The organism is Labrys okinawensis, assembly GCF_002982075.1.
Taxonomy (GTDB): domain Bacteria; phylum Pseudomonadota; class Alphaproteobacteria; order Rhizobiales; family Labraceae; genus Labrys; species Labrys okinawensis_A.
Window position 1 is genome coordinate 60,455 of the sequence record NZ_PUEJ01000015.1, and the last position, 25,625, is coordinate 86,079.

Annotated in this window: 23 protein-coding genes; 11 read left to right on the forward strand and 12 right to left on the reverse strand. The window is 64.9% G+C overall.

Annotated elements, in window-relative coordinates; genetic code table 11:
* Positions 1-261: 261 nt before the first annotated feature.
* The 3 genes from ptsP (at position 262) to prmC (ending at position 4,610) form a co-directional block, all read left to right on the forward strand.
* Positions 262-2,526, forward strand: coding sequence for a phosphoenolpyruvate--protein phosphotransferase (ptsP, locus tag C5L14_RS28260; RefSeq protein WP_105865393.1), 2,265 nt, complete (start codon positions 262-264; stop codon positions 2,524-2,526).
* A 106-nt stretch (positions 2,527-2,632) separates the two neighbouring features.
* A complete protein-coding gene (gene prfA / locus C5L14_RS28265; protein ID WP_105865394.1) occupies positions 2,633-3,712 on the forward strand; it encodes a peptide chain release factor 1 in 1,080 nt (359 codons plus the stop codon).
* A 43-nt stretch (positions 3,713-3,755) separates the two neighbouring features.
* Entirely contained in the window at positions 3,756-4,610 is an 855-nt protein-coding gene (gene prmC / locus C5L14_RS28270; protein ID WP_105865395.1) for a peptide chain release factor N(5)-glutamine methyltransferase, read from the forward strand.
* A 145-nt stretch (positions 4,611-4,755) separates the two neighbouring features.
* Here prmC and C5L14_RS28275 read toward each other — a convergent pair whose 3' ends face one another.
* The 10 genes from C5L14_RS28275 to C5L14_RS28320 form a co-directional block, all read right to left on the reverse strand.
* Entirely contained in the window at positions 4,756-5,340 is a 585-nt protein-coding gene (locus C5L14_RS28275) for a CarD family transcriptional regulator (protein WP_105865396.1), read from the reverse strand.
* Positions 5,341-5,854: 514 nt separating this feature from the next.
* On the reverse strand, positions 5,855-6,193 hold the full coding sequence (gene fdxA / locus C5L14_RS28280) for a ferredoxin FdxA (protein ID WP_105865397.1): 339 nt from the start codon (positions 6,191-6,193) through the stop codon (positions 5,855-5,857).
* Between the two features lie 146 nt (positions 6,194-6,339).
* Positions 6,340-6,690 carry a ferredoxin FdxA gene (gene fdxA / locus C5L14_RS28285; RefSeq protein WP_105865456.1) on the reverse strand — a complete coding sequence of 117 codons (351 nt, stop codon included), beginning with the start codon at positions 6,688-6,690 and terminating at the stop codon, positions 6,340-6,342.
* A 71-nt stretch (positions 6,691-6,761) separates the two neighbouring features.
* Positions 6,762-8,762, reverse strand: a complete 2,001-nt coding sequence (locus tag C5L14_RS28290; RefSeq protein ID WP_105865398.1) for a CocE/NonD family hydrolase — start codon at positions 8,760-8,762, stop codon at positions 6,762-6,764.
* Positions 8,763-9,009: 247 nt separating this feature from the next.
* The gene (locus C5L14_RS28295; RefSeq protein ID WP_105865399.1) at positions 9,010-10,635 is read right to left on the reverse strand and encodes an ABC transporter ATP-binding protein; all 1,626 of its coding nucleotides are present in this window, start codon (positions 10,633-10,635) and stop codon (positions 9,010-9,012) included.
* Between the two features lie 10 nt (positions 10,636-10,645).
* Positions 10,646-11,479: an ABC transporter permease gene (locus C5L14_RS28300; protein WP_105865400.1), complete on the reverse strand. Its 834-nt coding sequence runs from the start codon at positions 11,477-11,479 to the stop codon at positions 10,646-10,648.
* Between the two features lie 9 nt (positions 11,480-11,488).
* A complete protein-coding gene (locus C5L14_RS28305) occupies positions 11,489-12,439 on the reverse strand; it encodes an ABC transporter permease (RefSeq protein ID WP_105865401.1) in 951 nt (316 codons plus the stop codon).
* Positions 12,440-12,566: 127 nt separating this feature from the next.
* Positions 12,567-14,141, reverse strand: coding sequence for an ABC transporter substrate-binding protein (locus C5L14_RS28310; protein ID WP_181161369.1), 1,575 nt, complete (start codon positions 14,139-14,141; stop codon positions 12,567-12,569).
* A gap of 292 nt (positions 14,142-14,433) precedes the next feature.
* The gene (locus C5L14_RS28315; RefSeq protein WP_210203300.1) at positions 14,434-15,747 is read right to left on the reverse strand and encodes an ammonium transporter; all 1,314 of its coding nucleotides are present in this window, start codon (positions 15,745-15,747) and stop codon (positions 14,434-14,436) included.
* Positions 15,748-15,797: 50 nt separating this feature from the next.
* Positions 15,798-16,136 carry a P-II family nitrogen regulator gene (locus tag C5L14_RS28320; protein WP_105865404.1) on the reverse strand — a complete coding sequence of 113 codons (339 nt, stop codon included), beginning with the start codon at positions 16,134-16,136 and terminating at the stop codon, positions 15,798-15,800.
* A 290-nt stretch (positions 16,137-16,426) separates the two neighbouring features.
* On the opposite strand from C5L14_RS28320, the gene C5L14_RS28325 reads away from it, so the two are divergent.
* Together C5L14_RS28325 and C5L14_RS28330 are read left to right on the forward strand one after the other, a co-directional pair.
* A complete protein-coding gene (locus C5L14_RS28325) occupies positions 16,427-17,185 on the forward strand; it encodes a thermonuclease family protein (protein WP_146127044.1) in 759 nt (252 codons plus the stop codon).
* Positions 17,186-17,206: 21 nt separating this feature from the next.
* Positions 17,207-18,658 (forward strand): M48 family metalloprotease, encoded by a 1,452-nt coding sequence (locus C5L14_RS28330; protein WP_105865406.1) that lies wholly within the window; start codon positions 17,207-17,209, stop codon positions 18,656-18,658.
* A gap of 197 nt (positions 18,659-18,855) precedes the next feature.
* Here the strand turns inward: C5L14_RS28330 and C5L14_RS28335 are convergent, their stop codons facing one another.
* On the reverse strand, positions 18,856-19,710 hold the full coding sequence (locus C5L14_RS28335; RefSeq protein WP_105865407.1) for an amidohydrolase family protein: 855 nt from the start codon (positions 19,708-19,710) through the stop codon (positions 18,856-18,858).
* A gap of 93 nt (positions 19,711-19,803) precedes the next feature.
* On the reverse strand, positions 19,804-21,291 hold the full coding sequence (locus C5L14_RS28340) for an HAL/PAL/TAL family ammonia-lyase (protein ID WP_105865408.1): 1,488 nt from the start codon (positions 21,289-21,291) through the stop codon (positions 19,804-19,806).
* A gap of 114 nt (positions 21,292-21,405) precedes the next feature.
* Between C5L14_RS28340 and gloB the strand changes: the two genes are divergently transcribed.
* The 6 genes from gloB (at position 21,406) to kdpA (ending at position 25,596) form a co-directional block, all read left to right on the forward strand.
* A complete protein-coding gene (gene gloB / locus C5L14_RS28345) occupies positions 21,406-22,173 on the forward strand; it encodes a hydroxyacylglutathione hydrolase (RefSeq protein ID WP_105865409.1) in 768 nt (255 codons plus the stop codon).
* Between the two features lie 72 nt (positions 22,174-22,245).
* On the forward strand, positions 22,246-22,680 hold the full coding sequence (locus tag C5L14_RS28350) for a cupin domain-containing protein (RefSeq protein WP_210203301.1): 435 nt from the start codon (positions 22,246-22,248) through the stop codon (positions 22,678-22,680).
* A gap of 69 nt (positions 22,681-22,749) precedes the next feature.
* Positions 22,750-22,980, forward strand: a complete 231-nt coding sequence (locus tag C5L14_RS28355) for an AbrB/MazE/SpoVT family DNA-binding domain-containing protein (RefSeq protein WP_105865410.1) — start codon at positions 22,750-22,752, stop codon at positions 22,978-22,980.
* A gap of 5 nt (positions 22,981-22,985) precedes the next feature.
* Positions 22,986-23,387 carry a PIN domain-containing protein gene (locus tag C5L14_RS28360; RefSeq protein WP_105865411.1) on the forward strand — a complete coding sequence of 134 codons (402 nt, stop codon included), beginning with the start codon at positions 22,986-22,988 and terminating at the stop codon, positions 23,385-23,387.
* Between the two features lie 211 nt (positions 23,388-23,598).
* Complete coding sequence (kdpF, locus tag C5L14_RS28365) at positions 23,599-23,697, forward strand: K(+)-transporting ATPase subunit F (RefSeq protein WP_209433467.1); 99 nt, start codon at positions 23,599-23,601, stop codon at positions 23,695-23,697.
* Positions 23,698-23,886: 189 nt separating this feature from the next.
* Entirely contained in the window at positions 23,887-25,596 is a 1,710-nt protein-coding gene (gene kdpA / locus C5L14_RS28370) for a potassium-transporting ATPase subunit KdpA (protein ID WP_105865413.1), read from the forward strand.
* Positions 25,597-25,625 lie beyond the last annotated feature (29 nt).

Genomic DNA, 25,625 nt, shown 5'->3' on the forward strand with positions numbered 1-25,625 from the left:
AACCGCGCCTTGTTCTGATGACGACGGCACAGCGCCCCGATGACGCAGTGCCCGGCAGAAACGGAAATACTTCTTTCAATTTCCGTGAAATCTTGCGACAGAACAAAAAGTTAGTGCGTGCTTCGTTTGGATTCTCGCGCGAGGCACGCCCCTATTCATTATCTGACCGGCCGCTTCGCCAGAACCGGCCGGCCCTCTGAGGCAGCGGACGGCCCCGGGTTCGCCGGGTCGCCGGACCTGTCGAGGACATGGAGGCATCGGATGCGTGGCGCGATCGGCGGCCCGCGCCTGCTCCTCAAGCGGCTCCGCGAAGTCATGGCGGAGCCTGTTTCGGCGCAGGAGAGGCTGGACAAGACCGTTGTCTTGATCGCCGCGAACATGGTCGCGGAGGTCTGCTCGGTCTATGTCCTGCGTACCGACGGCACGCTCGAACTCTATGCCACCGAAGGCCTCAATCCGAACGCGGTGCATTTGACCACCATGCGCAAGGGCGAAGGCCTGGTCGGCCTCGTCGCGAAGGAAGCCGAGCCGGTCACCACCGCGGACGCGCAGCACCATCCCTCCTTCGCCTACAAGCCGGAGACGGGCGAAGAGATCTACAACGCCTTCCTCGGCGTGCCGATCCTGCGCGCCGGCGAGACGCTCGGCGTCCTGGTCGTGCAGAACAAGGCCCAGCGCGCCTATTCGGAAGAAGAGATCGAAGCGCTCGCCACGGTCGCCATGGTGCTGGCCGAGATGATCGCCTCCGGCGAGCTCCAGGCCCTTGCCCGCCCGGGCGCCGACCTCGCCAGCCGCCGTGCCCTGCAGCTGACGGGCGCACCGCTTTCCGAAGGCGTCGGCCTCGGCCATGTCGTGCTGCACGAGCCGCGTGTGGTGGTGAAGACCCTGATCGCGGACGATGTCGGCCGCGAGACCGATCGCCTCGACAATGCCATCGTCGGCCTGCGCGATGCCATCGACACCATGCTCGACCGCGGCGATCTCGCCCGCGCCACCGAGACGCTCGACGTGCTCGAAGCCTACCGCATGTTCGCGCAGGACCGCGGCTGGATCACCAAGATGCGCGAGGTCATCGCCACCGGCGTCACCGCCGAGGCGGCGGTGCAGCGCGTGCAGTCCGATACGCGCGCCCGCATGCAGCGCGTCGCCGATCCGATCCTGCGCGAGCGCCTCTACGATCTCGACGATCTCGCCAACCGGCTGCTGCGCCAGCTCACCGGCGATGGGCACCACGTCTCCTCCGATTCCATGCCCAAGGATGCGGTGCTGGTGGCGCGTTCGATGGGCCCGGCGGCCCTGCTCGATTATTCGCGCGACAATCTGCGCGGCCTCATTCTCGAAGAGGGCGGTCCGACCAGCCATGTCGCCATCGTGGCGCGGGCGCTCGGCATCCCCACCGTAGGCGAGGTCGAGGGCATTACCAGCCTGGTCGAACAGGGGGATGCCATCATCGTCGACGGCTCGGTCGGCGAAGTCCAGGTGCGCCCGGCCCCCGATGTCGAGCATGCCTATGCCGAGAAGGTGCGCTTCCGGGCCAAGCGCCAGGAGCAGTATCTCGCCCTGCGCCACAAGCCGAGCCGCACCCGCGATGGCTGCGACATCAAGCTCTATATCAATGCCGGCCTCCTGGTCGACCTGCCGCACGTCAAGGAGAGCGGCGCCGACGGCATCGGACTGTTCCGCACCGAGCTGCAGTTCATGATCGCCTCGCAGTTCCCGCGCACGGGCGAACAATATGCCCTCTACAAGGCCGTGTTGGAGGCTGCCGGCGACCGGCCGGTGACCTTCCGCACCCTCGACATCGGCGGCGACAAGGTGCTGCCCTATATGCACCAGGTCGAGGAAGAAAATCCGGCGATGGGCTGGCGGGCCATTCGCCTCGGCCTCGACCGCCCCGGCCTGATGCGCTCGCAGCTGCGCGCCTTGCTGCAGGCCGCCGCCGGACGCGAGCTCAGGGTGATGTTCCCCATGATCTCGGCCTCCGAGGAGTTCGACCAGGCCCGCGAGGTGGTGGAGCGCGAGATCACCTTCCTGCGCCGCCACGGCAAGCCCCTGCCCGATCTCGTCAAGCTCGGCGCCATGGTGGAAGTGCCGAGCCTGCTGTTCCAGCTCGACGAGATCCTGCAGCGCACCGACTTCCTGTCCGTCGGCTCGAACGATCTGTTCCAGTTCCTCTATGCGGTCGACCGCGGCAATGCCCGCGTGGCGGGCCGCTTCGACACGCTCTCCCCCTCGGTGATGCGCGCCCTGAAGATGATCGCCGACAAATCCAACGCAGCCGGCGTGCCGGTGACGCTGTGCGGGGAACTGGCCTCCAAGCCGCTGGAGGCATTGGCCCTGATCGGCCTCGGCTTCCGGCAATTGTCGATGACGCCGTCTGCGATCGGCCCGGTCAAGGCCATGCTGCTCGAGATCGAAGCGGCCGAGATCACCGAACTCGTCGATCACCATCTCAAGCCCGAAGCGGACAGGCCGTTGCGCCTTGCTCTCAGGGAATTCGCCGCCGAACGCGGCATTCCATTATAGCGAGGCTGGCCCGGGAGCGCGGACGGCCTCGTCCGCTTTTCATCCCATGCGCAGTTTCCAGAATGCGGACAGGATGTCCGCGCTCCGACAATCCCAGGACTACCCCATGCTTCCCCTCGACCGCCTTGATGCCCTGCTTCGCCGTCGCGATTTCGTCGAGGCCGAACTCGCCTCCGGCCCCGACGCCGATGCCTATGTGGCCCTGGCGCGCGAACTCGCCGAGCTCGATCCCGTCGCCGCGCTCATCCGCGAATGGCAAGGCGCGCAAGATGAATTGAAGGGGGTCGAAGCCATCATCGCCGAACCGGCCATGGCCGGCGAGATGGCCGAGATGGCGGAGGAGGAGCGCAAGACCCTGCTTGAGCGCCTCGGCGAACTGGAGACGGCGATCAAACTGGCTTTGCTGCCCAAGGATGCCGCCGACGAAAAATCCGCCATTCTGGAGGTGCGCGCCGGCACGGGGGGCGACGAAGCTTCGCTCTTCGCCGGCGATCTCCTGCGCATGTATATGCGCTATGCCGATCTTCAGGGCTGGAAGACGGAGATCCTGTCCGAATCCGAAGGCACCATGGGAGGCTACAAGGAAGTCGCGCTGGCCATCAGGGGCAAGGGCGTGTTCGCCAAGCTGAAATTCGAATCCGGCGTGCACCGGGTGCAGCGCGTGCCGGTGACGGAAGCGGGTGGGCGCATCCACACCTCGGCCGCCACCGTCGCAGTGCTGCCCGAGGCCGAGGAGGTCGACATCGCCATCGAGGAGAAGGACCTCAAGGTCGATGTCTTCAGAGCCTCCGGCGCGGGCGGCCAGCACGTCAACACCACCGACAGCGCCGTGCGCATCACCCACCTGCCCACCGGGATCGCCGTGGCGGTGCAGGCCGAACGCTCCCAGCACAAGAACCGGGCGCAGGCCATGGCGATGCTGCGCGCACGCCTCTACGAGGCCGAGCGCGAGCGCGTCGACAGTGCCCGCGCCGCCGACCGGCGCGACCAGGTCGGCTCGGGCGACCGTTCCGAACGCATCCGTACCTATAATTTCCCGCAGGGACGCCTGACCGACCACCGCATCGGCCTCACCCTCTACAAGCTCGACCAGATCATCGCCGGCGACGCCCTCAACGAGGTGATCGACGCGCTGGTGACCGAGAACCAGGCCAGGCTGCTCGCCGCCAGCGAGGCCCGCGCGTGAGCGGAGCGGGCGGGAGGTCCGCGGTCCCAGCCGGGGCGTTCTCATGACCACGCTCGGCGGCCTTTATCGCGAGCTTCTCGCCGCTTTCCGCATAGCCGATCTTCCCACCCCCGAGCTCGATGCCCGCTGGCTGGTCGCCGAAGCCACGAGCCTGCGGCCGACCGCGATCACCCTATCTCCCGACAGCCCGGTGACGGCGGAGGCCGCGGCAAAAACCCGCTCCTTCGCTGCCAGGCGCCTCGGCGGAGAGCCGGTGGACCGTATCCTCGGGCATCGCGCATTCTGGAGCCTGGAATTCCGCCTGGGTCCGGCGACATTGTCGCCCCGACCGGATACCGAGACCATCGTCGAGACCTGCCTTGCCTTGCTGCCCGAGCGGGATGCGGCCTATCGTCTGCTCGATCTCGGCACCGGCACCGGCGCCATCCTGATCGCCCTGCTTCATGAAAGACCCGGGGCAAGCGGGATCGGCATCGATCAGGCGGCCGATGCCCTGAGCCTCGCAGCTCTGAATGCCGCCGACAATGGCGTTGCCGGGCGAGCCCATTTCCAGCTGGGGGACTGGATGGAGGGGCTGGAAGGCGAATTCGATCTCATCGTCTCCAATCCGCCCTATATTCCCTCCGCCGACATTGCCGGGCTGGAACGGGAGGTGCGCGAGCATGATCCCGTGCTCGCGCTCGACGGCGGCACGGACGGCCTCGACGCCTATCGTGCCATCGCCAGCGGCGCGCCCCGCCTGCTGCGCCCCGGCGGGCTGCTGGTCTTCGAGCTCGGCATCGGCCAGGAAGAGGCGGTGGCGGAACTGATGCGCCATGCGGGCTTCGAGATGCTCGGCCCGGCGCGACAAGATCTCGGCGGCATTCCCCGCGCCTTGGCAGGCAAACGGCCGGGTTGACGTCTTCCTCGGGTCAGGCACGTCTCCTCCGCATCTTTCTCCCCTGCCGGCGCAACGCTTCGAAGAGCGGACGGGCCTCTGCGGTTCCGGAAAAGAAAAACCCCGCCGAAGCGGGGTTTTCCGTATGTCTGATCGGGAAAGCGCCTCAGGCGGCCTCTTCCTCCTCGGCAGCCTCGTCGAAGTCCGCCTCGGCTTCCTTGGCGCCACCGCGCTTCGGCCCCTTGGCAAGGTTGGCTTCGATCACCTTCACGGCCTCGGAATCGATGAGGTCGTCGACGGCGGCGAGCTCGCGCGCCATGCGATCGAGAGCCGCTTCATAGAGCTGACGCTCGGAATAGGACTGCTCGGGCTGAGCATCGGAGCGATAGAGATCGCGCACGACCTCGGCAATGGCGATCAGGTCACCCGAATTGATCTTGGCTTCGTATTCCTGCGCACGGCGCGACCACATGGTGCGCTTGATGCGGGCACGGCCCTTGAGCGTGTCGAGCGCCTTGGCGACCACGGCCGGCTCGGACAGCTTGCGCATGCCGACGGAAGCGATCTTGGTGGTAGGCACGCGCAGCGTCATCTTATCCTTGGAGAAGGAAATCACGAACAGCTCAAGCTTGAAACCGGCTACTTCCTGCTCGTCGATCGACACGATTTTGCCGACGCCATGCGAGGGGTACACAATGCTCTCGCCCGTCTTGAAACCCTGCTTCGTGGACGTCTTCTTCGCTGTCGTCATGACGCTTCAACGCTCCTATCATTGGCGGATGCCGAACCGGCAGCCGCACCAAACCACGGGCAGGCTCGCGCCTGTTGCCGCAAACACCATTCGACAGTGAAACCAGGCCAAAGCTTCAAGAGCCGCCGCGAGGAACGTCGAACTGAAGGACGGTCAAAAATTCCATGTATCTATCGGCGCAATTTGCACCGACCGACTGAGGTCCCTTGAAGCTGGCACAAAAAAATTGCCCCTGTGCGGAGCAGCGGCGGGGTAACTCGGTCTCTCTCTTGACCATGCCCCGTATATATACCAAAAATCGGCAAAAATCAACGCTTTTACGCGCAAAAACGGCGCGGAAAGCGCTCGTTAAGGTTGATACCGCGCGGTTTTTGTGAATAGCCGCTATGCAAAAAGCGACGGGCATGCCCGCAGGCACCTCGACGGCGGCTTGCCCCCAAGGCCCTGAAAGCGGGCGGTGAGGCCGCCCGCGCAGTCGTGTCGAACCGGCTCGGATATGGCCCGGATCCAGCGGTTAGGCGTCGCCCTGGCCCGGTTCCGGCGAGAGCAGCGGCAGCTTGTCCGGCTTGCCGTCCCACTCCTTGGAATCAGGGAAGCTGTCGCGCTTGACGGTGATGTTGGGCCAGCTCTGCGCGAATTTGGCGTTCAGTTCGAGCCAGGCCTCCAGGCCCTTTTCGGTATCGGCCTTGATGGCATCCGCCGGACATTCTGGCTCACAGACACCGCAATCGATGCATTCGTCGGGATGGATGACGAGAAAATTCTCCCCCTCGTAGAAACAGTCCACCGGGCAGACTTCCACGCAGTCCATATATTTGCACTTGATGCAGTTCTCAGTGACCACGTAGGTCATGCCAGAAAATCCCGAAAGTTTATAATCTTGCTAAAACTGCCTAGCCGAACTGTGCCGACGGTTCAAGGCGCGCCTGCACAGAGCAGCCATTCGCGGCGGTAGAGGCTTGCCTGAGTTCACCACAGCCAAGACGCCCGGCCTGTCCTCTACCCGGCCTGTCCTGCGTCTCCGGCGCCCGGCCGAGGCGATAACAGGGCGAGCTTGCCCGGCCTGCCGTCCCACTGCCTGGCATCGGCCGCGGGCTCGCGCCGCACGGTGATCTCCGGCCAGAGATGGGCATACCGTGCGTTCAATTCAACCCAGGCCTCCAGCCCGCTCTCGGCACCGGAGCGGATGGCATCCGCCGGACAGGCCGGTTCGCAGATGCCGCAATCGATGCATAGCAAGGGGTCGATGACGAGCATGGTCTCGCCTTCCCGGAAGCAATCCACCGGGCACTCGGCCACGCAATCCATATATTTGCATCTGATGCAGTTCTCAGTGACCACATAGGTCATGGCGGCCATTCCATTCAGGAGGGGTTCCTAATGGAATGGCCCGATATGGCGCGCCCAAGGCGCAATTGCGGTCACAAGAGATCGCGCGGGATTTTCTCATGCCAGCGGCGCTCGGCCGCCATCTCGCCATTGGCCGAGGCCTTGAGTTCACCCTCCAGTATGAAATCGGTGGCGGTCGCCTGCATCGCGGTCTTCACCTCGATGCGGATCTGCCAGCCCTCACGCCCCATCTGATAGCTCTCGGTGAGGCGGTAGCGCGCACTGAGAGGATCATCGCCCCTGACGGTCAGCTCGCGCCGGAGGCTATGGGAGAGCGTGGTGTCGATCTCGTCGAAGCGCAGCACGCCCTCGCCGAACAGGCCGCCCTCCCCTTCCGTGACATAGGTCGCCGTGTCAGTGAGGAGGTCGAGCGAGGTAGTGCGCGCCATCCGTCCCTCTGCGACCTTGGTCGTCGGCGTACGGGCCGCGCTCAGCGCCGGTTCGAAGGCAATGACGACGTCGTCCGCGCGGGCCCTGCGCACGGGCAGGGTCAACCGGCCGGGGCAGCGCAAGGTGAGCGTCACCGGCTCGGGTGCTGGCCAGATCAGCGGCCAATAGGCCGTGGACAAGGCCAGCCTGAGGCGATGGCCCGGCGCGAGGGCATAGCCGCAATCGCTGAGCTTGAGACGGATAGGATGGAAGCGGCCGGGCACCAGGGCTTCGGGCTCGGCATGGCTGTCGCGATGGGTCAGGTTGAGCACCCCATAGGCGATACGGCGCGAGGAACCGTCCGGGGCGACGTCGCAGAGCCGGGCGCAGAGCTGGGCCAGGGGCTTGTCGGAGGCGAGCTCCACCTCGATCTCCGGCGCGCCGAGCAATTCAAGCCGTTCGGTCAGGACCTCGCCATCGAAGCAGCAGGAGAAGGCATCGTCATGGCGCTGATCGGCCGGTTCCTCGCCGGCGACGCCGGTGCCCATCCATTCGCCTGCCGCCGCTCCCGTCCAGGCCGGCGAGGTGAAGGCGATTTCGCTGGCCCGGCCGGGCTCGGCCGCCAGGGCGCCCGGCGCCAGATGGACGGCCCTGGCGACGATCTCCGGCGACGGCCATGTCGTCTCGCCGACAAAGCGGCCGGGCACCGGATCGCGATGGCCCGGCGGTGTCCACTCCTCGACGAAGGCCCGCATCATCGGCTCGGCCATGATGCCGCGATCCACTCCCTTCAGCCAGTGATCCCACCAGCGCGTGGCCTCCTGCAGGAAGCCGATGGCCGGTCCCGGCACGCCGTCCTGCGGATAGATATGCGCCCAGGGCCCGATCAGGCCGAGCCTGGGCACGGTGAGCCCCTCGAGCAGGCGGGGAATGGCATTGGTATAGGCATCGCCCCAGCCGCCGACAGCAAAGACGGGGCATTGCACAGCCGAGAAATCCTCGCAAATCGAGCCGTGCCGCCAATAGGCGTCGCGCCTTTGATGCGCGAGCCAGAGCGCCGGGAAGAACGGCAGATGGTCGAGGCGATGCTGCCATTGCGCCCGCCAGGCCTCGCCGACCAGCGCCGGATCGGCCGGCCGGGCCTGATAGGCCAGCATGATCGAGCCCCACCACAGATTGTCGTTGAGCAGGGTGCCGCCCATGAAATGGATGTCGTCGGCATAACGGTCGTCGGTGGAGCAGACGCTGATGACGGCCTTGAGGGCCGGCGGGTTGAGTGCCGCGACCTGCAGGCAATTGAAGCCGCCCCAGCTCTTGCCCATCATGCCGACGGAACCCGTGCACCAGGGCTGGGCCGCCAGCCAGGCGATCACCTCGCAGGCGTCATCGAGTTCCCGCTGCAGATATTCGTCCTCGAGCAGGCCGTCGGACTCGCCGCTGCCGCGCATGTCGACGCGGATGGCGGCATAGCCATTGGCCGCGAACCAGCCATGCATTGGCTCGTCCCGCCCGCGCGTGCCGTCGCGCTTGCGATAGGGAATATATTCGAGGATCGCCGGCACCGGCCTGGCTTCGGCATCCTCGGGCAGCCAGAGGCGCGCGGCCAGCCGAGTGCCGTCGGCAAGGGGAATGAAGAAATGTTCGATCGTGCGGACAGGGGACATTGGAAAATACTTCAAGAAAAACGAGCGAAAAGGGCCGGTCCGAAGACCTAATGCAGTTCACTTAAGCGTTTCGGGGTGCTCGACCTTTGTCATTGCCGGGCTTGACCCGGCAATCCAGCTCCCCGACGGTTCGTCCGTGCGGCTTCTGGGTAGCCGGATCAAGCCCGGCTATGACAAATTCGGAGCGGTTCCTGCTTAAGTGAACCGTATTAGGTCCGAAGACCGGCCCTTTCAGCGAACCATCGGATCACGCCACCTTGCGGCTGGCGAGAATATTGTCGAGCCAATGCGTATCCATCTCCGGTACGGAGCTGATCAGCTTCTCCGTGTAGGGATGGAAGGGCGGTGCGAAGATATCCGCCGTGGGCCCCTGGGCGATGATCTCGCCCTTGAACATCACCGCCGTGCGATGGGCGATGCGGCGCACCGTGCCGAGATCGTGGGTGATGAAAATATAGGCGAGGCCGAGATCGTCCTGCAGCTTCTTGAGGAGCTTCAACACGTCCTCCGCCACCAGCGGGTCGAGAGCGGAAGTCGGCTCGTCGCAGATGATCACCTCCGGCTCGGCGGCCAATGCGCGCGCAATGCAGACGCGCTGCTTCTGGCCGCCTGAGAGCTGTCCGGGCCGGCGATCGGCGAACTCCTCGGGCAGGCCTACCTGGCGCAGCAATTCGAGCACGCGCTTGCGCACGTCTCCTGCCGAGCGGTTGAAATAGAAGCTCACCGGCCGCCCGATGATCTGGCCCAGGGTCTGGCGCGGATTGAGCGCGACGTCCGGCATCTGATGCACCATCTGCAGGCGCCGCAGGATGTCCTTGCTGCGCTGGGGCAGCGCCGGCGGCAGGGTCTTGCCGTTGAGCGAGACGTCACCTTCCCAGCGCGGCAGCAGGCCGACGACGATGCGCGCGATCGTGCTCTTGCCGGAGCCGGACTCGCCCACCACCGCCAGGGTCTCGCCCTTCGCAAGCTTGAACGAGGCATTCTTGACGATCGCAACCGGGCCGTAGCCGGCAGTGACGTTCGTCATGGAGAGTACCGGCTCGGCCCCCTCTGGCGGGGCGGTGAGCTGGAGATGCTCGGCCTCGCGGCGCTCATTCACCAGGGCGCGGGCATAATCGGTCCGCGGAGCCTCCAGCACTTGCTTGGCCTCGCCGACCTCGACGGTCTTGCCGTGGCGCAACACCATGATGCGGTGGGCGATCTGCGCCACCACGGCGAGGTCATGGGTGATGTAGAGGCCGGCCGTCCCGAATTCCCGGATGAGGTCGCGCAGCAGAGCGAGCACCTCGATCTGGGTGGTGACGTCGAGCGCCGTGGTGGGCTCGTCCAGCACGATCACATCGGGCCGGCAGCTCATCGCCATCGCGGCCATGGCACGCTGAAGCTGGCCACCCGAGACCTGATGCGGGTAGCGGTCGCCGATCGTGTCGGGATTGGGCAGCTGCAGGATGCGGAAGAGCTTGCGGGCATAGGCTTCCGCTTCCGGCCGCGTCATCACGCCATGCACGACCGGCGCCTCGCAGACCTGGTCCATCAGCGTCATGGCCGGGTTGAAGGAGGCGGCGGCGCTCTGAGCGATATAGGCGATGCTCTTGCCGCGGAAGTTGCGGCGCTGCGCGGCGGTGGAGGCGCGCAGTTCGGTGCCGTCGAGCTTGATCGAGCCGCCGGTGATGCGCATGCCGGCGCGGGCATAGGCCATCGACGCCAGGCCGATGGTGGATTTGCCGGCACCGGATTCGCCGATGAGGCCGAGGATCTCGCCCCGCCGCAGTGTCACGTCGACATTGTCGACGAGAACCCGGCCGGTGATGGTCTCGACCTTGAGCTTTTCGAGCTCGAGGATCAGGTCGGAAGAGGTTTTGTTATCTGCCATCTCAGCCCCCTTACATTTCCGCCTGCGCGCCGGACGGGCGGGCATCGATCGACAGGAACCAATCGACCACAAGATTGATGCCGATGGTGAGGAGAGCGATGGCGGCAGCAGGATAGAGCGCCGCCGCCCGCCCGAGCTTGAGGCTGGTGATGTTGTCGCGCACCATGCCGCCCCAGTCCGCATATGGCAGGGGCACGCCGAGGCCGATGAAGCTCAGCGCGGCGATGAACAGGAAGTTGAAGCAGAAGCGCAGGCCGAATTCCGACATCAGGGGAGCGGCGGCATTGGGCAGGATCTCGCGCCAGACCACCCACCAGATGCCCTCGCCGCGCAGCCTGGCCACCTCGACGAAATCGAGCGAGGCGAGATTCATGCCGAGCGCGCGGGCGAGGCGATAGACGCGGCTGGAGTCGAGGAAGGCGATGGTCAGCACCAGCGACGTCAGGGTCTGGCCGAAGATCGACAGGATGATCAGCGCCCAGATCAGCAGCGGCACCGACATCACGATGTCGACGGTGCGCGAAAGCACGGCATCGATCCAGCGCCCGGTCACAGCGGCCACCAGACCGAGCGTGATGCCGATGGCGAAGGACAGGATGGTGGTGACGAGGGCGATACCGATGGTGAGGCGGGCACCGTAGATCAGGCGGGTGAGCATGTCGCGGCCGATCTGGTCGGTTCCCAGCCAGCTCGTCGCTGAAATCGTCGCCCAGGTCTTGCCGACGGTCTGCGTCTCCGAATAGGGCGCAAGCCAGGGACCGGCGACCGCGATGACCACGTTGAGCGCAATGATGAACAGGCCGATGACGGCGGTGAGCGGCGCCTTGTGTCCGAAAATGACCATGCTGCTCTCCTACCGGGGATGCCGCAGACGCGGATTGAGGATGATCGCCAGCACGTCGGCAATCGTATTGAGGATGATGAACACGGCCGCAAACAGGATGCCGCACGCCAGAATCGCCGGCACGTCACGCTTGGTCACTGCGTCGATCATGTATTGGCCGACGCCGGGATAGGTGAACACTTTCTCGATCACGACCACGCCGACCACGAGATAGGCGATGTTCAGCGCCACCACCGAAATGATCGGCGACGCCGCGTTCGGCAGCGCGTGCTTGGTGACGACGCGGGCACGCGTCAGGCCCTTGAGGAAGCCCATTTCGACATAGGGCGTCGACATGATCGACAGCACCGAATTGCGTGTCATGCGCATCATATGGGCGGTGACCAGGCAGGTCAGCGCCACCGCCGGCAGGAAGGTCACGTAAAGGCGGGTGAAGAAGCCCATGTCGGGATGGACGGCCGCCAGCGGCGGAAACCAGCGCCAATAACCGGCAAAGAGCAGGATCAGCACGCCGCCGATGAAGAACTCCGGCAGCGAGATGGCGATCAGCGCCAGCACATTGGCGGCCCTGTCAGCCAGACGCCCTTCGGTGATGGCGCAGGTGATGCCGGTGATCACCGCGAGCGGTACGGCGATCACGGCGGCATAGCAGGCCAGGAACAGCGTGTTGGTGAAGCGCGGCCACAGATCGTTCACGATGACGTTCTGGTTGGTATAGGACCGGCCGAAATCGAAATGGGTGATGATGTTCCACAGCCAGCTCAGATAACGCTGCCAGGCCGGCACATCGAGGCCGATGCTGCGTTCGAAAGCGGCCTTGGTTTCCGCCGTTGCAGCCTGGCCGAGCACGGCATCCGCCGCATTTCCCTGCAGGTTGAGGGTTAGAATAAACAGAATGAGGGAGATTGCGAAGAGCGTCGCCACCCCCTGGACGATGCGCCAACCAATAAGACGTCCCACAATGTGCCCTTTCGACCTGTTGCCGACGGAGGCCGGGCACGCTGCAGTTCCCCCCGCGCGCGCCCTTCATTCCGCAGTTTGAAAGGTAGGGGGCGAGACGCCTCACGCGTGTCGCCCCCAAGAGTTCTCAGGCGAACCAGCCCTTTTCAGCGACACGCTGGTCGCACATGTCGTAGCGCGGGTGCGGAGCCGTTCCCATGATCTTCTTGGAGTAGGCATCGAGATAGTCGCCGACCGCGTAGCAGACCATGCCGCCATCGTCGTGGATCATCTTCTGGCATTCGGCATAGATCTGTGCGCGCTTGGCTTCGTCGGTTTCGACGCGGGCGGAGATCAGGAGCTTGTCGAATTCCGGCCGCTTCCAATGGGTGTCGTTCCAATTGGCGGTGGACAGGAAGGTCTGGGAGAGCTGCAGATCGATATTGGGACGGCCGCCCCAATAGACAGCGCAGAACGGCTCCTTCAGCCAGATGTTCGACCAGTAGCCATCGCCCGAAACGCGCGTGACCGTGAGGTCGATGCCCGCCTGCTTCATGGCTTCCTGGTAGAGCAGGCCCGCATCGGTCGCGCCATTATAGGCACCTTCCGAAACCTTGAGCTCCAGCTTGGGGCTGCCGGCCTTCTTGTAGTGGAAAGCCGCCTTCTCCGGATCGTAGGGCGTCTGCGGCACATCCTTGGCATAGTATTTGTGCGACGGGCTGATGGTGGTGTCGTTGCCGACGGTGGCATAGCCCTGATAGACGGTGTCGACGATCTTCTTGCGGTCCATGCCATATTTCAGCGCCCAGCGCAGGTCGGCATTGGTATAGGGATCGGTGTCACACAGCGCCACGAAGGCGAAGCGGTTGCCGGTGCCCTTGCTCTGCACCACGCTGACGTCGGGCGAGGAGGTCACGATGTCCATGGTCTTGGCGTCGAGACGGTTGATGGCATCGACCTGGCCCGAAATCAGGGCCTGCAGGCGCGACGCTTGATCCTGGATGTATTGCAGTTCGATCCCGTCGAAATTGCCGCGGCCGGGCTTCCAGTAATTGCCGGTGTTCTTGGTGACCACGCGCACGCCGGGCTCGAACACTTCGAGCTTGTAGGCGCCGGTGCCGACCAGCTTGGAGAAGTCGCTGTAGCCGTTGGGCACGCACAGGACGTGATAGTCGGAAAGGTTGTAGGGCAGGTCGAGATTGCCCTCGGACAAGGTGATCTGGATCTGGTTGGCACTAAGCTTCTTGACGTCGGTGATCGAGCTCAGCAGATCCTTGGCGGCCGATTTGGTATCGCCGCGATGCAGGTTGATCGAATAGATCGCATCATCGGCGTCGAGCGTCTTGCCATTATGGAAGGTGACGTCCTTACGGATGTTGAAAATCCATTCCTTGGCGCCGGGCTTGTATTCCCAGCTTTCGAACAACTCGCCCTTGGGCAGGCCGTCATCGCCGATTTCGACGAAGCCGTTGCAGATCTGGTAACCGTAGGAGATCGGCACGGAATCGGCATAGGTGCGCGGATCGAGACTGTCGGAGGCCGAACCGCCCTCCATGCCCAGCTTCAAGGTGCCGCCTTTCTTGGGGGTGTCGGCCGCCAGGGCCGACCCGCCGAGCGCTCCCAACCCGCCGAGGCTCAGGCCGAGCGCCGCGGCGCTCTTCATCAATTCGCGGCGGTCGAGAATGAGACCCGACCCTTGCTGCGTGAAGTTCTTACCCGTCATGTCAATGTTCCCTGCGGCTCGCCTGATGGAATTTGCGCTCGTTGCCCGAGCGTTCGACCTGCCCACTATCGTGTCCTGCAAGCCGCTGTGCAAGAGACCTACAAACGACATCAAATGACAGCAGGGCGACGTTCCTTCATTTTCGTGAAGCTTGAATCAGATGGGATTTGGAGATTTGAGCGTGAGGTAAAGCCGGAATTTCACCGGAGACGATCGATTTTCTGCCATTCCGGGCAAAAAACGAAATCCCCGGCCATAGGCCGGGGATCGCATCCGTGTCGTACAGTCAGGCTCAGCTGTGATAGGCGCGTTCACCATGTTCGACGATATCGAGGCCTTCGGCCTCCGTCTGGCGGTCGACACGCAGGCCGACGACGAGGTCGACCAGCTTGAACAGGATCGCCGAACCGATGCCCGTCATCGCCACAGTGAAGGCAACCGCCTCGACCTGCACCCAGAGCTGGCTGCCCATCGTCACGCCTTCGGCATAGCCGACGCCGCCCAGCGAAGGCGAAGCCAGCACGCCGGTGCCGAGAGCGCCGAGGATGCCACCGATGCCATGCACGCCGAACACGTCGAGGCTGTCGTCATAGCCGAAGGCATTCTTCACGGTCGTCACGAAGAAGAAGCAGACGATGCCGGCGACGAAGCCGAGCGCGATGGCGCCGGCCGGGCCGACGAAGCCGGCTGCGGGCGTCACGGCCACCAGGCCGGCGACCGCGCCGGAGACGGCGCCCAGCATCGAGGGCTTGCCATGGGTGAGCCATTCGATCAGCGACCAGCCCAGGATCGCGCCGGCCGTGGCGACGAAGGTGGTCATCATGGCAAGGCCCGCGCTGGCGCCCGCCGAGAGCGCCGAACCGGCGTTGAAGCCGAACCAGCCGACCCACAGCAGGCCGGCGCCGACCCAGGAGAGGGTGAGCGAATGGGGCGGCATCTGCTCCTTGCCGAAGCCGGTGCGCTTGCCGATCATCAGGCAGCCCACCAGGCCGGCAACGCCGGCATTGATGTGCACGACGGTACCGCCGGCGAAATCGAAGGCGCCCAGCTTGAACAGCCAGCCCGTGGACTGCCACACCGAATGGGCGACCGGGATGTAGATGAAGGTGACCCAGAGCAGGCAGAACAGCACCACGGCGGAGAACTTCATGCGCTCGGCGAAGGCGCCGACGATGAGGGCGGGCGTGATCGCCGCGAAGGTCATCTGGAAGCAGACGAACACATATTCAGGAATGGTGCCGCTCAGCGTGTCCTTGGTGATGCCGGCGAGGAAGGCCTTGGAGAAGCCGCCGAAGAGCGGACCGCCATCGCTGAAAGCGAGGGTATAGCCATAGAACACCCAGATCACCATCACCACCGAGGCGACGATCAGCACCTGCATGAGGATGGACAGCATGTTCTTGGCACGCACCAGGCCGCCATAGAACAGGCCCAGGCCCGGCGCGATCATCATCAGCACCAGCGCGCAGGATACCAGCATCCAGGCCGTGTCGCCGGAATTCAGCGTCGGCGGCGGCGCTGCGGTCTGGGCGAGAGCGGGGCCCGCAAGCAGCCCGGCGCCCATGAGGGCCATGAAGGCGGATTTGAGGAAACGAAGGGAAGTCATCTGGAAAGGATCCTGTCTCATGGGAGTCGAGGGCATCGGCGGCGGGGGACCTAGAGCGCGTCGCCGTCGCGCTCGCCGGTGCGGATGCGCACCGCCGTTTCGATCGGCATCACGAAAATCTTGCCGTCGCCGATCTGGCCGGTCTTGGCGGCTGCGGTGATCGCGTCGATCACCTTGGTGACGAGTTCGCTCGGCACCGCGACCTCGATCTTCAGCTTGGGCAGGAAGCTCACCGCATATTCGGCGCCGCGATAGATCTCGGTATGCCCCTTCTGGCGGCCATACCCCTTCACCTCGGTCACGGTCAGACCGTGCACGCCCAGACCCGTGAGCGCATCGCGCACCTCCTCGAGCTTGAACGGCTTGATGATGGCCATCACTATTTTCATGTTGTCCTATCCCCTATGGCGCCTTGCGGTCTGGCGATGGCGCCAGGAGCCGCGAAGACGCGTCAAAACAAAGAGTTGGAGCACTGAGCGTCTCGTTCGACACGCGCCTTGCTCCAGGGAACCGCGGCTCGGGTTCCGGATCGAGCTTCGCCGCAAGATGAGCAATCGGACGAAAGTCGCGTTGCGGTCGAACACGCTCTTTCAAGCCGCGTGCCAACTGCGAAACGACATGCTAAGATCATGAAAAATCATGACAAAAATTACCTCTGCTCAATGTGAGGGCCACTCGCTTGCCATGGTCTGCGCAAATTTTAGGCACAATGGCCGCCGTTGCGATATTTTCGAGCAATCTGCACGCGGCATTGGCTGATCCCTGCGCCGTCCCGGCGGAAGCCGGCGAGAATGTGACGATTGCCGGCAAGAGCGGTGACGGTCATATTCTGCTCGCGGACGGTCGCAGGATCCGGCTTGCGGGCGTGGATCTTGCCTCGCTGCGGCTGCCCGATCTTGCCGGCACCGTCGCGACTCTGGTGGGTTCGGCGACGCCAGACAGGCATGGCGCGTTGCGCGGAGCTCTCTATCTCGAGGGCCGCGACCTCGTGGCCGATCTCACCGCCCGCGGACTGGCGCGCATTCGACCTTCCGCTGGGGAAGAGGCGTGTTACACAGAATTAATGACTGCAGAAGACAATGCCCGTCGGGCTCGGCTTGGCCTCTGGGCCGAACCGGGCTATGCAGTCGCCGATGCGGCGACTCCCGAGGCCGTTGCCCGCCACGCCGACGGCTTCGTCATCGTGGCGGGACGCGTGCTGCATGTTGGAGTGACGAAGACGACCGTGTGGATCGATTTCGGCAAAATCTGGCGCGAAGACGTGACTTTGGCGATACCCGCCAAACAATGGCCACGTTTCGAGGCAACCGGTCTCACCGCCACTGCCCTCGAGGGCAGCTATGTCAGGGCCCGCGGCGTCGTGACGATGCGCGACGGGCCTCGCATCGAAATTACCGAGCCGGCGGCGATCGAACAGGTCGCGCCGGTGTCGCCGTAGGAGGAGTGGAAGCTGGACGAGATGCTGGGGGGCGCGGCAAGACAACCGAACTGGCGGTGGGTTTGTGCCCTGGCGCTCGCGCTCGGCCTGTCCTCTTGCGCCACCGTGGGCGACAACGAGGCGGGCGATCCTTCGCGCGCCACGCCGGCAGCCCTTCCCGCAGACGCTCCGCGCGTCATCGCTCCCCCCAACGCGGAGGACCGCGAAAGCGCCCGCGTCCTGGCTTCCTATGGCGGCGCCTATCGCAACGCCGCCCTGGAGCGCTATCTCGACGATCTCGTTCAGCGTCTCGCCGCCCAATCCGATCGGCCCGACATTCCCTACAAGCTGACGGTGCTGAACGCCTCGTCGATCAATGCTTTCGCCCTGCCCTCCGGCCGGCTCTACGTGACACGCGGCCTGCTCGCGCTCGCCAATGACGATGCCGAAATCGCTGCCGTGATCGCCCATGAGATGGCGCATGTCTCCGCGCGCCATGCCGCCGCGCGCGCCGATCGCGAGCGTCAGTCCCTGGTCGTCTCCAAGGTGGCCAGCATGGTGCACAATCCCGGCCTGGTATCCTCGAGCCAGAACAGCCTGGCCAGCTTTTCGCGCCAGCAGGAGTTGAACGCCGACGAGATCGGCATCCGCACCATCGCTAAGGCCGGCTTCGATCCCTATGGCGCGGCGCGCTTCCTGACCTCGATGCGCCGGCAGGTGGAGGCGCGTTCGCGCCAGACCACGCCGGACTTCCTGTCGACCCATCCCTCCACGCCCGAACGCATCGCCAAGGCCAACACCGAGGCGGCCCAGTATGGCGCCCCCGGCTCGGGCGAGCATGACAAATTCCGCTATCTGTCGGTGATCGACGGGCTCACCTATGGCGAGGATCCCGCGCAAGGCTATGTGCAGGGCCGCATCTTCTGGCAGCCGCGCCTGGCCTTCACCTTCATCGCGCCGCCCAATTTCACCCTCGACAACACGCCGCAGGCCATTCTCGGCATCGATGGCAACGGCCGGGCGCTGCGTCTCGACACGGTCAAGACCAAGGATGGCCAGTCGCTGTCCGACTATCTCGCCTCCGGCTGGATCAGCGGCGTGGATACCTCCTCGGTTTCCACCCTGCGCATCAACGGCAACGAGGCAGCAACCGCCCTCGCCCGCGGCACGGACTGGAGCTTCCGCCTCTATGCCATCCGCTTCGGCAGCGACGTCTACCGCCTGATCCTGGCGGCGCGCGACCTCAATGCCGCGACCGACGCCCTGTTCCAGGAAACCGCCAACAGCTTCCGGCGCATGACCCCGGAGGAGCAGCGCGATGTGCGCCCCGAGCATATCGATATCGTCACCGTGCGCTCGGGCGACACGCTGCAATCCCTGGCAGCCCGCATGGCCGGGCCGCAGGATCAGCTCGAGCGCTTCCTTGTGCTGAACGGCTTCGACGAAACTAGCCCGCTCAGGCCGGGCGACCGGGTCAAGGTCGTCACGCAGTAGAGGGTGGTCCACCCCTCATCCGGCTGCCGCCACCTTCTCCCGCAAGGGAAGAAGGGGCTCCATTTGGCAAGGGGCGCAGTCTGGCCGCATGCAAGATTTTGCGGCCCATCCCAATCAAATTCCTTCTCCCCTTGCGGGAGAAGGTCCCGGCAGGGGGATGAGGGGTGCCGCTCGACAGAACGCCATCCTCGGCCTCCTCACCTCAGCCGATAGAACGCCGCCGCATTGTCCCTGAACAGCTTGCGCCGCTCCGACGGCGAGCAGTCATGCACGATCTCGTCGACGACATGCACCCAGTCGGGATAGGTCCCCGCCAGTTCCAGCACATGCCAATCCGAGCCGAACATCACGCGCTCGAAGCCGAAGCTTTCCAGGGCATGCTCGACATAGGGCGTGATCTCCTGGCGGGTCCAGGTACGGTGATCGGCCTCCGTGCACACGCCGGAAATCTTGCAATGGACGTTGGGCAACGCGGCGAGCCGCTTCAAATCGGCACGCCAGGGGTCCATCTCGCCCACCTTGATCGCCGGCTTGCCGATATGATCGAGCACGAAGCGGACATCCGGGCATTGCTGCACCATGCGGATCGCGTTCGGCAATTGGTGGTGCAGGATGCAGATGTCGAAGGAAAGATCATGGCGGGCCAGCAGCTTGAGGCCGGCCAGGAAATCGGGCCGCAGGCAGAAGTCCGGATCGGACTGGCCCTGGATCAGCCGCCGGATGCCTCGCAGGGGCTTGTGTTGGCGCAGTTGCTCGAGATCGGCCTCGACCGCCACCCCCTTTTCGAGCGGCAGGTTCGCCACCATGCCGCCCAGCCGCGGCTCGGCCGCCGCAAGCTCGCTGACCCAGGCGGCTTCGGCCAGATGCTGGCCGGCGTCGACATCGACCTCCACGAAGACGAAACGCTCGACCTCGACCGGCTTGGCTGCAGCGAACACATCCGCCGGCTCAGCCTTGGAGCGCAGGCCGGTGATGCCCTGCGTCCAGGCATAGCCGAGACGTGCCGGATCGAGCAGATGAACGTGACTGTCGATGATGGGGTAGTCGAGCATGATGTCAGGGCCCGGATGGCGTTGATCGTTTTGATTGGCTTCAAGCTATTGCCTGACAAATAGACGGTCAACCAGCCGGAATGCCGGTCAGCCTCACCACCCCCGCGCCCGGATCGCATCCGCCAGGCGGGAGACGTCCGGGCCGCTCGGACGGTCTTCCTCCAGGCGCTCGACATGGGCACGGACGAAATCGCGGATGCGGGCGGTGCCCTCGCCCAGCGTCACAGAGCCGCGCAGATCGATGCTCTGGGCCGCCACCACCAATTCGCAGGCCGCCAGCACCAGGAGGCGCTCCGCGCTCTCGCCCAGCTTGGTCACCGCTGCCGGCGCATTGGCGGCATGGTCCTCGACGCCGTCGGCCGCATGCAGCAAGGCCAGGGTCGCCGGCTGCGCCCGTGCCCGGATCTCGCCTTCCAGCGCGCCGATCGCCTTCTGCAGCGTGGCAAAGCCGGTGCGGCTCTGGCCCATCGGCGTGAGAAAGCGCGGCTGGTCGGAATAGACGGGCGACATCAGCTTCAGGGCCCGCTGGGCGGAGATCGTCGCCGCATGGGAGAGGGCCTGCGAAAGCGCCTCGAAGCGCAGCGTGAAGCCGGTCATGTCGAAATTGCCGTTGGACACCAATTGCCCCTCGACGATCACCGGATTGTCGCCGGAATGGTTGAGTTCGAGCAGCACCATCGCCTCCGCCTCGGCGAAGGCGGTGCGCGCGGCGCCATGCACCGGCGCGACGCAGCGGAAGGACAACGGGTCCTGAACGCGCCGGCTCGCCTTGTTGTCGCCAAGCGGGCCGCCGGCCAGCAAGGCATAGATCATGCGGGCCGCCTCAAGCTGGCCGGGGGCCGGTCGGGCGGCATTCACGGCCTCCGACAGAGGCGTGATGTTGGCGCCGAAGGCTTCCATCGACAGGGCCGCGGCACGGTCGAGCGTATCGAGCGCCAGGCGCGCCTCGGCGAGCACCAGGGCACCGCGGCCGGTAGAGGCGGCATTGGCCACCACCAGCGCATGCCCGTCCTTCGGCCCGATCGGCACCGGCTGCAGCCCGGCGCGGCGCAAGGCCTCGGCGCCGTCCAGGCGTTCGCTACGATATTCGGCCTGGCCTTCGCCGAGCAGCGCCAGGGCCATATGCGCAAGCGGCGCGAGGTCGGCGGCGCCGATCGAGCCGATCGTCGGCACGATGGGATGAAATCCGGCATTGAGGGCCGCGGCCAGCGCCTCGACCACCGCCAGGGATACGCCGGTCCGGCCGACGCTCATGCCGGCGATGCGGGCCGCCATCATGGCCCTGACCTCGGCGACCGGCATTTCGTCGCCCACGCCGACCGCGCGTGCAAAGGCGACGCGCCGCTGGAAGGCTGCGAGATCGTCGGCGGAAAGCCGGGTGTCGACGCCCGCGCCAAGCCCGGTGGTCAGCCCATAGACCGGCTTGTTCTCCGCGATGGCCTGCTCGATCACCGTGCGCGCCGCGCCGATGCGCTCACGCGCACGGGGCGACAACACGACCGGACGGCGGTCGGCGGCGATGGCGGCCAGCGCATCGATGGTCAGGGGCGCATCGCCGATCACCACGGTTTCGCCGGACATGCCTTGAACTCCTTCATCACCGTCGGCCCGCACCATCGTTTGCGTGACCTCGCATCGCCAATCGCATAGAAGGAGTCGCATCTCCAAGGAAATGTGCATGCCGCGAGGGTGAGAATGAGCGCGCTGATCGAACTGTTCTTGTGCCGGAGCGACAATTTCGGCGTGCTGCTCCATGACGAGGCGAGCGGACGCACCGCGGCCATCGACGCGCCGGAGGCCGAAGCGATCGAAGCGGCCCTCGAACGGCGCGGCTGGCGGCTCACCGACATCCTGGTCACCCATCACCATGCCGATCACGTCGAGGGCGTCGAGGCGCTGAAAACCTCCTATGGCTGCCGGGTGGTGGCGGCGAAAGCCGATGCCCACCGCATCCCCGCTGTCGACGAGACGGTCAGCGAAGGCGACACCGTCAATGTCGGCTCGCTTGTGGCCGAGATCATCGATACGCCCGGCCACACGGTCGGCCATATCGCCTACTGGTTCAGGCAGGAGAAGCTGCTGTTTGCCGCCGACACCCTGTTCTCGCTGGGCTGCGGCCGGCTGTTCGAAGGCACGCCGGCCGATATGTGGCGATCGCTCACCAAATTGCGCGCCCTGCCCGACGACACCCGGCTCTATTGCGGGCACGAATACACCCTCGCCAATGCACGCTTCGCCCTCACGGTCGATCCCGCCAACGAGGCGCTGGCCCGGCGGGCCGCCGAGGTCGAGGTCCAGCGCGGCGCCCACCGCTTCACCCTGCCCGTCCTGCTCGGCGCCGAGAAGCGCGAAAATCCCTTCCTGCGCGCCGACGCCCCCGGCATTGCCGCGCAGCTCGGGCTGGCGGGAGCGGATCCCGTCGCCGTGTTCGCCGAACTGCGCGAGCGCAAGAACCGCTTCTGACAGACTCGCGGGCACCCGGGCCCTTGCTTCCGCCAGGAGCCCCGGATATCGGCTTTTTTCGAGACAGCAGAAATGACCATGACGACTGCCGCCGACATGATCACCCTCCTCGGCATGCAACCCCACCCCGAAGGCGGGCATTATGTGCAGACCTTCCAGGACTCACCCCACCACGGCGACAGGCCGGCCTCGACTGCGATCTATTACCTGCTCCAGGCGGGCGAGCGCTCGCATTGGCACCGGGTCGACGCCGCCGAGATCTGGCATTTCCATGCCGGCTCTCCACTGGCCCTCGACCTTTCGGCCGACGGCGCGACCACGGAACACCTGATCCTCGGCACGGATCTCGCCGCCGGCCAGCGGCCGCAGGGCGTGGTGCCCAAGGGCGTTTGGCAGGCAGCCCGCAGCCTCGGCGACTGGACCCTGGTCGGCTGCACCGTTGCCCCCGGCTTCCGCTTCGAAGGCTTCGAGCTGGCCCCGCCGGACTGGGCGCCGAGTCTGCGATAGCTTGGGGCGAGGTTGACAGGCTACCGAGACCCTATACATACTATGGTATGTATATCCGGAGCCGTATTCATGCAGGTCGCTAAATGGGGCAATAGCCTGGCTGTTCGCATTCCTGCCGTAGTCGTCGAGGCCCTCCAGCTGAAAGAAGGCGACGACATCGAAATCCGTATCGCCGACGAGCGGCAATTGGAAATCGCCCGCAAACCTGGCCGCGAGGAATTGCTGCGCAGGTTGCGCGCTTTTCGCGGAAGATTGCCCGCGGATTTCACATTTGACCGCGATGAAGCCAATGCGCGATAGCGCCGATGTCCGGTGATTTCTTCGATACGAATATTCTGCTCTATCTGGCATCGTCGGATACGAGCAAGGCGGACCGTGCAGAAGAACTTCTCCTCACGGGCGGCACGATCAGCGTTCAGGTCTTGAACGAAATCGCCAATGTGACCCACCGTAAACTTACCATGTCATGGCAGGAAACTCGGCAATTCCTGTCGCCTTTGCGCAGCTTATTACAGGTTATACCCAACACCGTCGAAATCCATGAGACCGGGATCGACCTGGCCGAACGCTACAAGCTCTCGGTCTACGACGCCATGATCGTCGCGGCAGCCCTGATAAATGACTGCGACAGGCTGTGGTCCGAGGACATGCAGAACGGCCTGTTCGTCGAAGGGCGCCTGCGCATCGTCAATCCATTTCTGCCTTAATCTCGTTTTGGGCTGCGGCGTCCATCCCCCATCCTTACACTTTCCTTATGCCGGGGCTCGATAATCGCAATCGAACCCTGACGCGCTTTGGTGGCAAACCACATCCATGCCCAATCGGGTTGGAGTTTGTCATGCTAGATCTTGCCTATATGGCGCTGGGGCTCGGCGGCCTGCTGCTGATGGTCATCTATGCCCGCATCCTCGACAGGCTGTGAGGCGCATCATGTTCGATCCCCTCATAGGCCTGCTCGTGGCCATCCTGCTCGGCGCCTATCTCGTCTTCACGCTGGTGCGCCCCGAACGTTTCTGAGCTGCGTGGCTTCACCGCCCTCCCGTGCCGGCTGCCCCCGCGCCGGTGCGCGGCGGGGGCGGGACCGGCTCATCGGGAAACGGTCCCGCCTCCTGCGCTTTCTCGCTTTTCCGGGCCCAACGCCGATTTCTCCAGGGAACCCTTCCCGCGAGAAATTCAGCGGGGCCCGTGCTCTTTTGGAGAACTTCCATGTCCTTGAACGGATGGCTTCAGATCATCCTTCTGTTCGCTTTGGTGCTCGCAGCGGTGAAGCCACTGGGAGCCTATATGGCTCGTGTCTTCTCCGGTGAGAGGACCTTCCTCTCGCCTATCCTGACGCCGGTCGAGAAGGGTTTTTACAAACTTTCCGGCATTGATCCGGTCCGGGAACAGGGATGGCTCGCCTATACACTCGCCATGCTGTTCTTCAGCATGGCAGGATTTGCCTCGCTTTACGCGATCCTGCGGCTGCAGGCCTATCTGCCGCTCAATCCGCAGGGTTGTGGCAATCTGACGCCGGATCTGGCTTTCAACACGGCGGTGAGCTTCGTCACCAACACCAACTGGCAGAACTATGCGGGCGAAAGCACCATGAGCCATTTCAGCCAGATGGCCGGGCTCACGGTGCATAATTTCGTCTCGGCCGCCACCGGCATCGCCCTGGCACTGGCTCTCACCCGGGCCTTCATGTGCTCGGGCGGCCAGACGCTCGGCAATTTCTGGGTCGATCTGACCCGGTCGTCGCTTTACATATTGCTGCCGATCGCCGTCGTCGTCGCCCTGGCTTTCGTGGCGATGGGCATTCCCCAGACCCTGCAGGCCAGCGTCGACGCCACCACGCTGGAAGGCGCCAGGCAGACCATCGCCATGGGGCCGATGGCGAGCCAGGAAGCGATCAAGCAGCTCGGCACCAATGGCGGCGGCTTCTTCAACGCCAATTCCGCCCATCCCTTCGAGAATCCCACCGCGCTGGCTAATTACCTGTCGATCTTCTCGATGCTGTCGATTTCGGCGGCGCTCGTCTATGCGTTCGGCCAGATGGTCGGCTCCCGCCGCCAGGGCTGGGCCCTGCTCTCGGCCATGGGCGTCCTCCTGATCGCCGGTGTCGCCGTGGTCTATTGGGCGGAGACGTCAGGCAATCCGATCCTCGCACATCTCGGCCTCGATCCGGCCCTCGGCAATATGGAAGGCAAGGAACTGCGTTTCGGCCAGGCGATGTCGGCCGTCTTCGTCGCCGTCACCACGGGCCTGTCCTGCGGCGCGGTCAACGCCATGCATTCCTCGCTCACACCGCTCGGCGGCCTGATCCCGATGTTCCTGATCCAGCTGGGCGAAGTGCTGCCCGGCGGTGTAGGCTCGGGCCTCTACGGCATGGTCGTCTTCGCCATCCTCAGCGTGTTCATCGCCGGCCTCATGGTCGGTCGCACCCCGGAGTTCCTCGGCAAGAAGATCGAATCGCGCGAGATGAAGTTCGCCGTGCTGGCGATCCTGATCCTGCCCACCGCGATTCTGGGCTTCACCGCGATCTCCGCCATGGCGTCTTTCGCCCTGTCGCAACTCGGCAATGCCGGTCCGCACGGCCTCAGCGAGCTTCTCTACGCCTACTCCTCGGCAGCGGGCAACAATGGCTCGGCCTTTGCCAGCCTGTCGGGCAATACGCCCTGGTTCAACACCACCCTCGGCATCACCATGCTGCTGGGCCGCTTTGCCTATGTGGTGCCGGTGATGGCAATCGCCGGCTCCCTGGCCGCCAAGACCAGGGTACCCGCCTCGGCCGGTACCTTCCCGACACACACGCCGCTTTTCGTCGGCCTGTTGGTCGGCATCATCCTGATCGTGGGCGGCCTGCAATTCTTCCCGGCCCTCGCGCTGGGGCCGATCGTCGAGCATTTCGTCATGCTCGCGGGAAAAACGTTCTGACCGCAAAACCTTCTGAGGCCATCCCGGGC

Bases quoted from the DNA above. Each gene is read 5' to 3' on its own strand.
- ptsP (WP_105865393.1), top strand. From the start codon at position 262: ATGCGTGGCGCGATCGGCGGCCCGCGCCTGCTCCTCAAGCGGCTCCGC.
- prfA (WP_105865394.1), top strand. From the start codon at position 2,633: ATGCTTCCCCTCGACCGCCTTGATGCCCTGCTTCGCCGTCGCGATTTC.
- prmC (WP_105865395.1), top strand. From the start codon at position 3,756: ATGACCACGCTCGGCGGCCTTTATCGCGAGCTTCTCGCCGCTTTCCGC.
- C5L14_RS28275 (WP_105865396.1), bottom strand. From the start codon at position 5,340: ATGACGACAGCGAAGAAGACGTCCACGAAGCAGGGTTTCAAGACGGGC.
- fdxA (WP_105865397.1), bottom strand. From the start codon at position 6,193: ATGACCTACGTGGTCACTGAGAACTGCATCAAGTGCAAATATATGGAC.
- fdxA (WP_105865456.1), bottom strand. From the start codon at position 6,690: ATGACCTATGTGGTCACTGAGAACTGCATCAGATGCAAATATATGGAT.
- C5L14_RS28290 (WP_105865398.1), bottom strand. From the start codon at position 8,762: ATGTCCCCTGTCCGCACGATCGAACATTTCTTCATTCCCCTTGCCGAC.
- C5L14_RS28295 (WP_105865399.1), bottom strand. From the start codon at position 10,635: ATGGCAGATAACAAAACCTCTTCCGACCTGATCCTCGAGCTCGAAAAG.
- C5L14_RS28300 (WP_105865400.1), bottom strand. From the start codon at position 11,479: ATGGTCATTTTCGGACACAAGGCGCCGCTCACCGCCGTCATCGGCCTG.
- C5L14_RS28310 (WP_181161369.1), bottom strand. From the start codon at position 14,141: ATGACGGGTAAGAACTTCACGCAGCAAGGGTCGGGTCTCATTCTCGAC.
- C5L14_RS28315 (WP_210203300.1), bottom strand. From the start codon at position 15,747: ATGACTTCCCTTCGTTTCCTCAAATCCGCCTTCATGGCCCTCATGGGC.
- C5L14_RS28320 (WP_105865404.1), bottom strand. From the start codon at position 16,136: ATGAAAATAGTGATGGCCATCATCAAGCCGTTCAAGCTCGAGGAGGTG.
- C5L14_RS28330 (WP_105865406.1), top strand. From the start codon at position 17,207: ATGCTGGGGGGCGCGGCAAGACAACCGAACTGGCGGTGGGTTTGTGCC.
- C5L14_RS28335 (WP_105865407.1), bottom strand. From the start codon at position 19,710: ATGCTCGACTACCCCATCATCGACAGTCACGTTCATCTGCTCGATCCG.
- C5L14_RS28340 (WP_105865408.1), bottom strand. From the start codon at position 21,291: ATGTCCGGCGAAACCGTGGTGATCGGCGATGCGCCCCTGACCATCGAT.
- gloB (WP_105865409.1), top strand. From the start codon at position 21,406: ATGAGCGCGCTGATCGAACTGTTCTTGTGCCGGAGCGACAATTTCGGC.
- C5L14_RS28350 (WP_210203301.1), top strand. From the start codon at position 22,246: ATGACCATGACGACTGCCGCCGACATGATCACCCTCCTCGGCATGCAA.
- C5L14_RS28355 (WP_105865410.1), top strand. From the start codon at position 22,750: ATGCAGGTCGCTAAATGGGGCAATAGCCTGGCTGTTCGCATTCCTGCC.
- C5L14_RS28360 (WP_105865411.1), top strand. From the start codon at position 22,986: ATGTCCGGTGATTTCTTCGATACGAATATTCTGCTCTATCTGGCATCG.
- kdpA (WP_105865413.1), top strand. From the start codon at position 23,887: ATGTCCTTGAACGGATGGCTTCAGATCATCCTTCTGTTCGCTTTGGTG.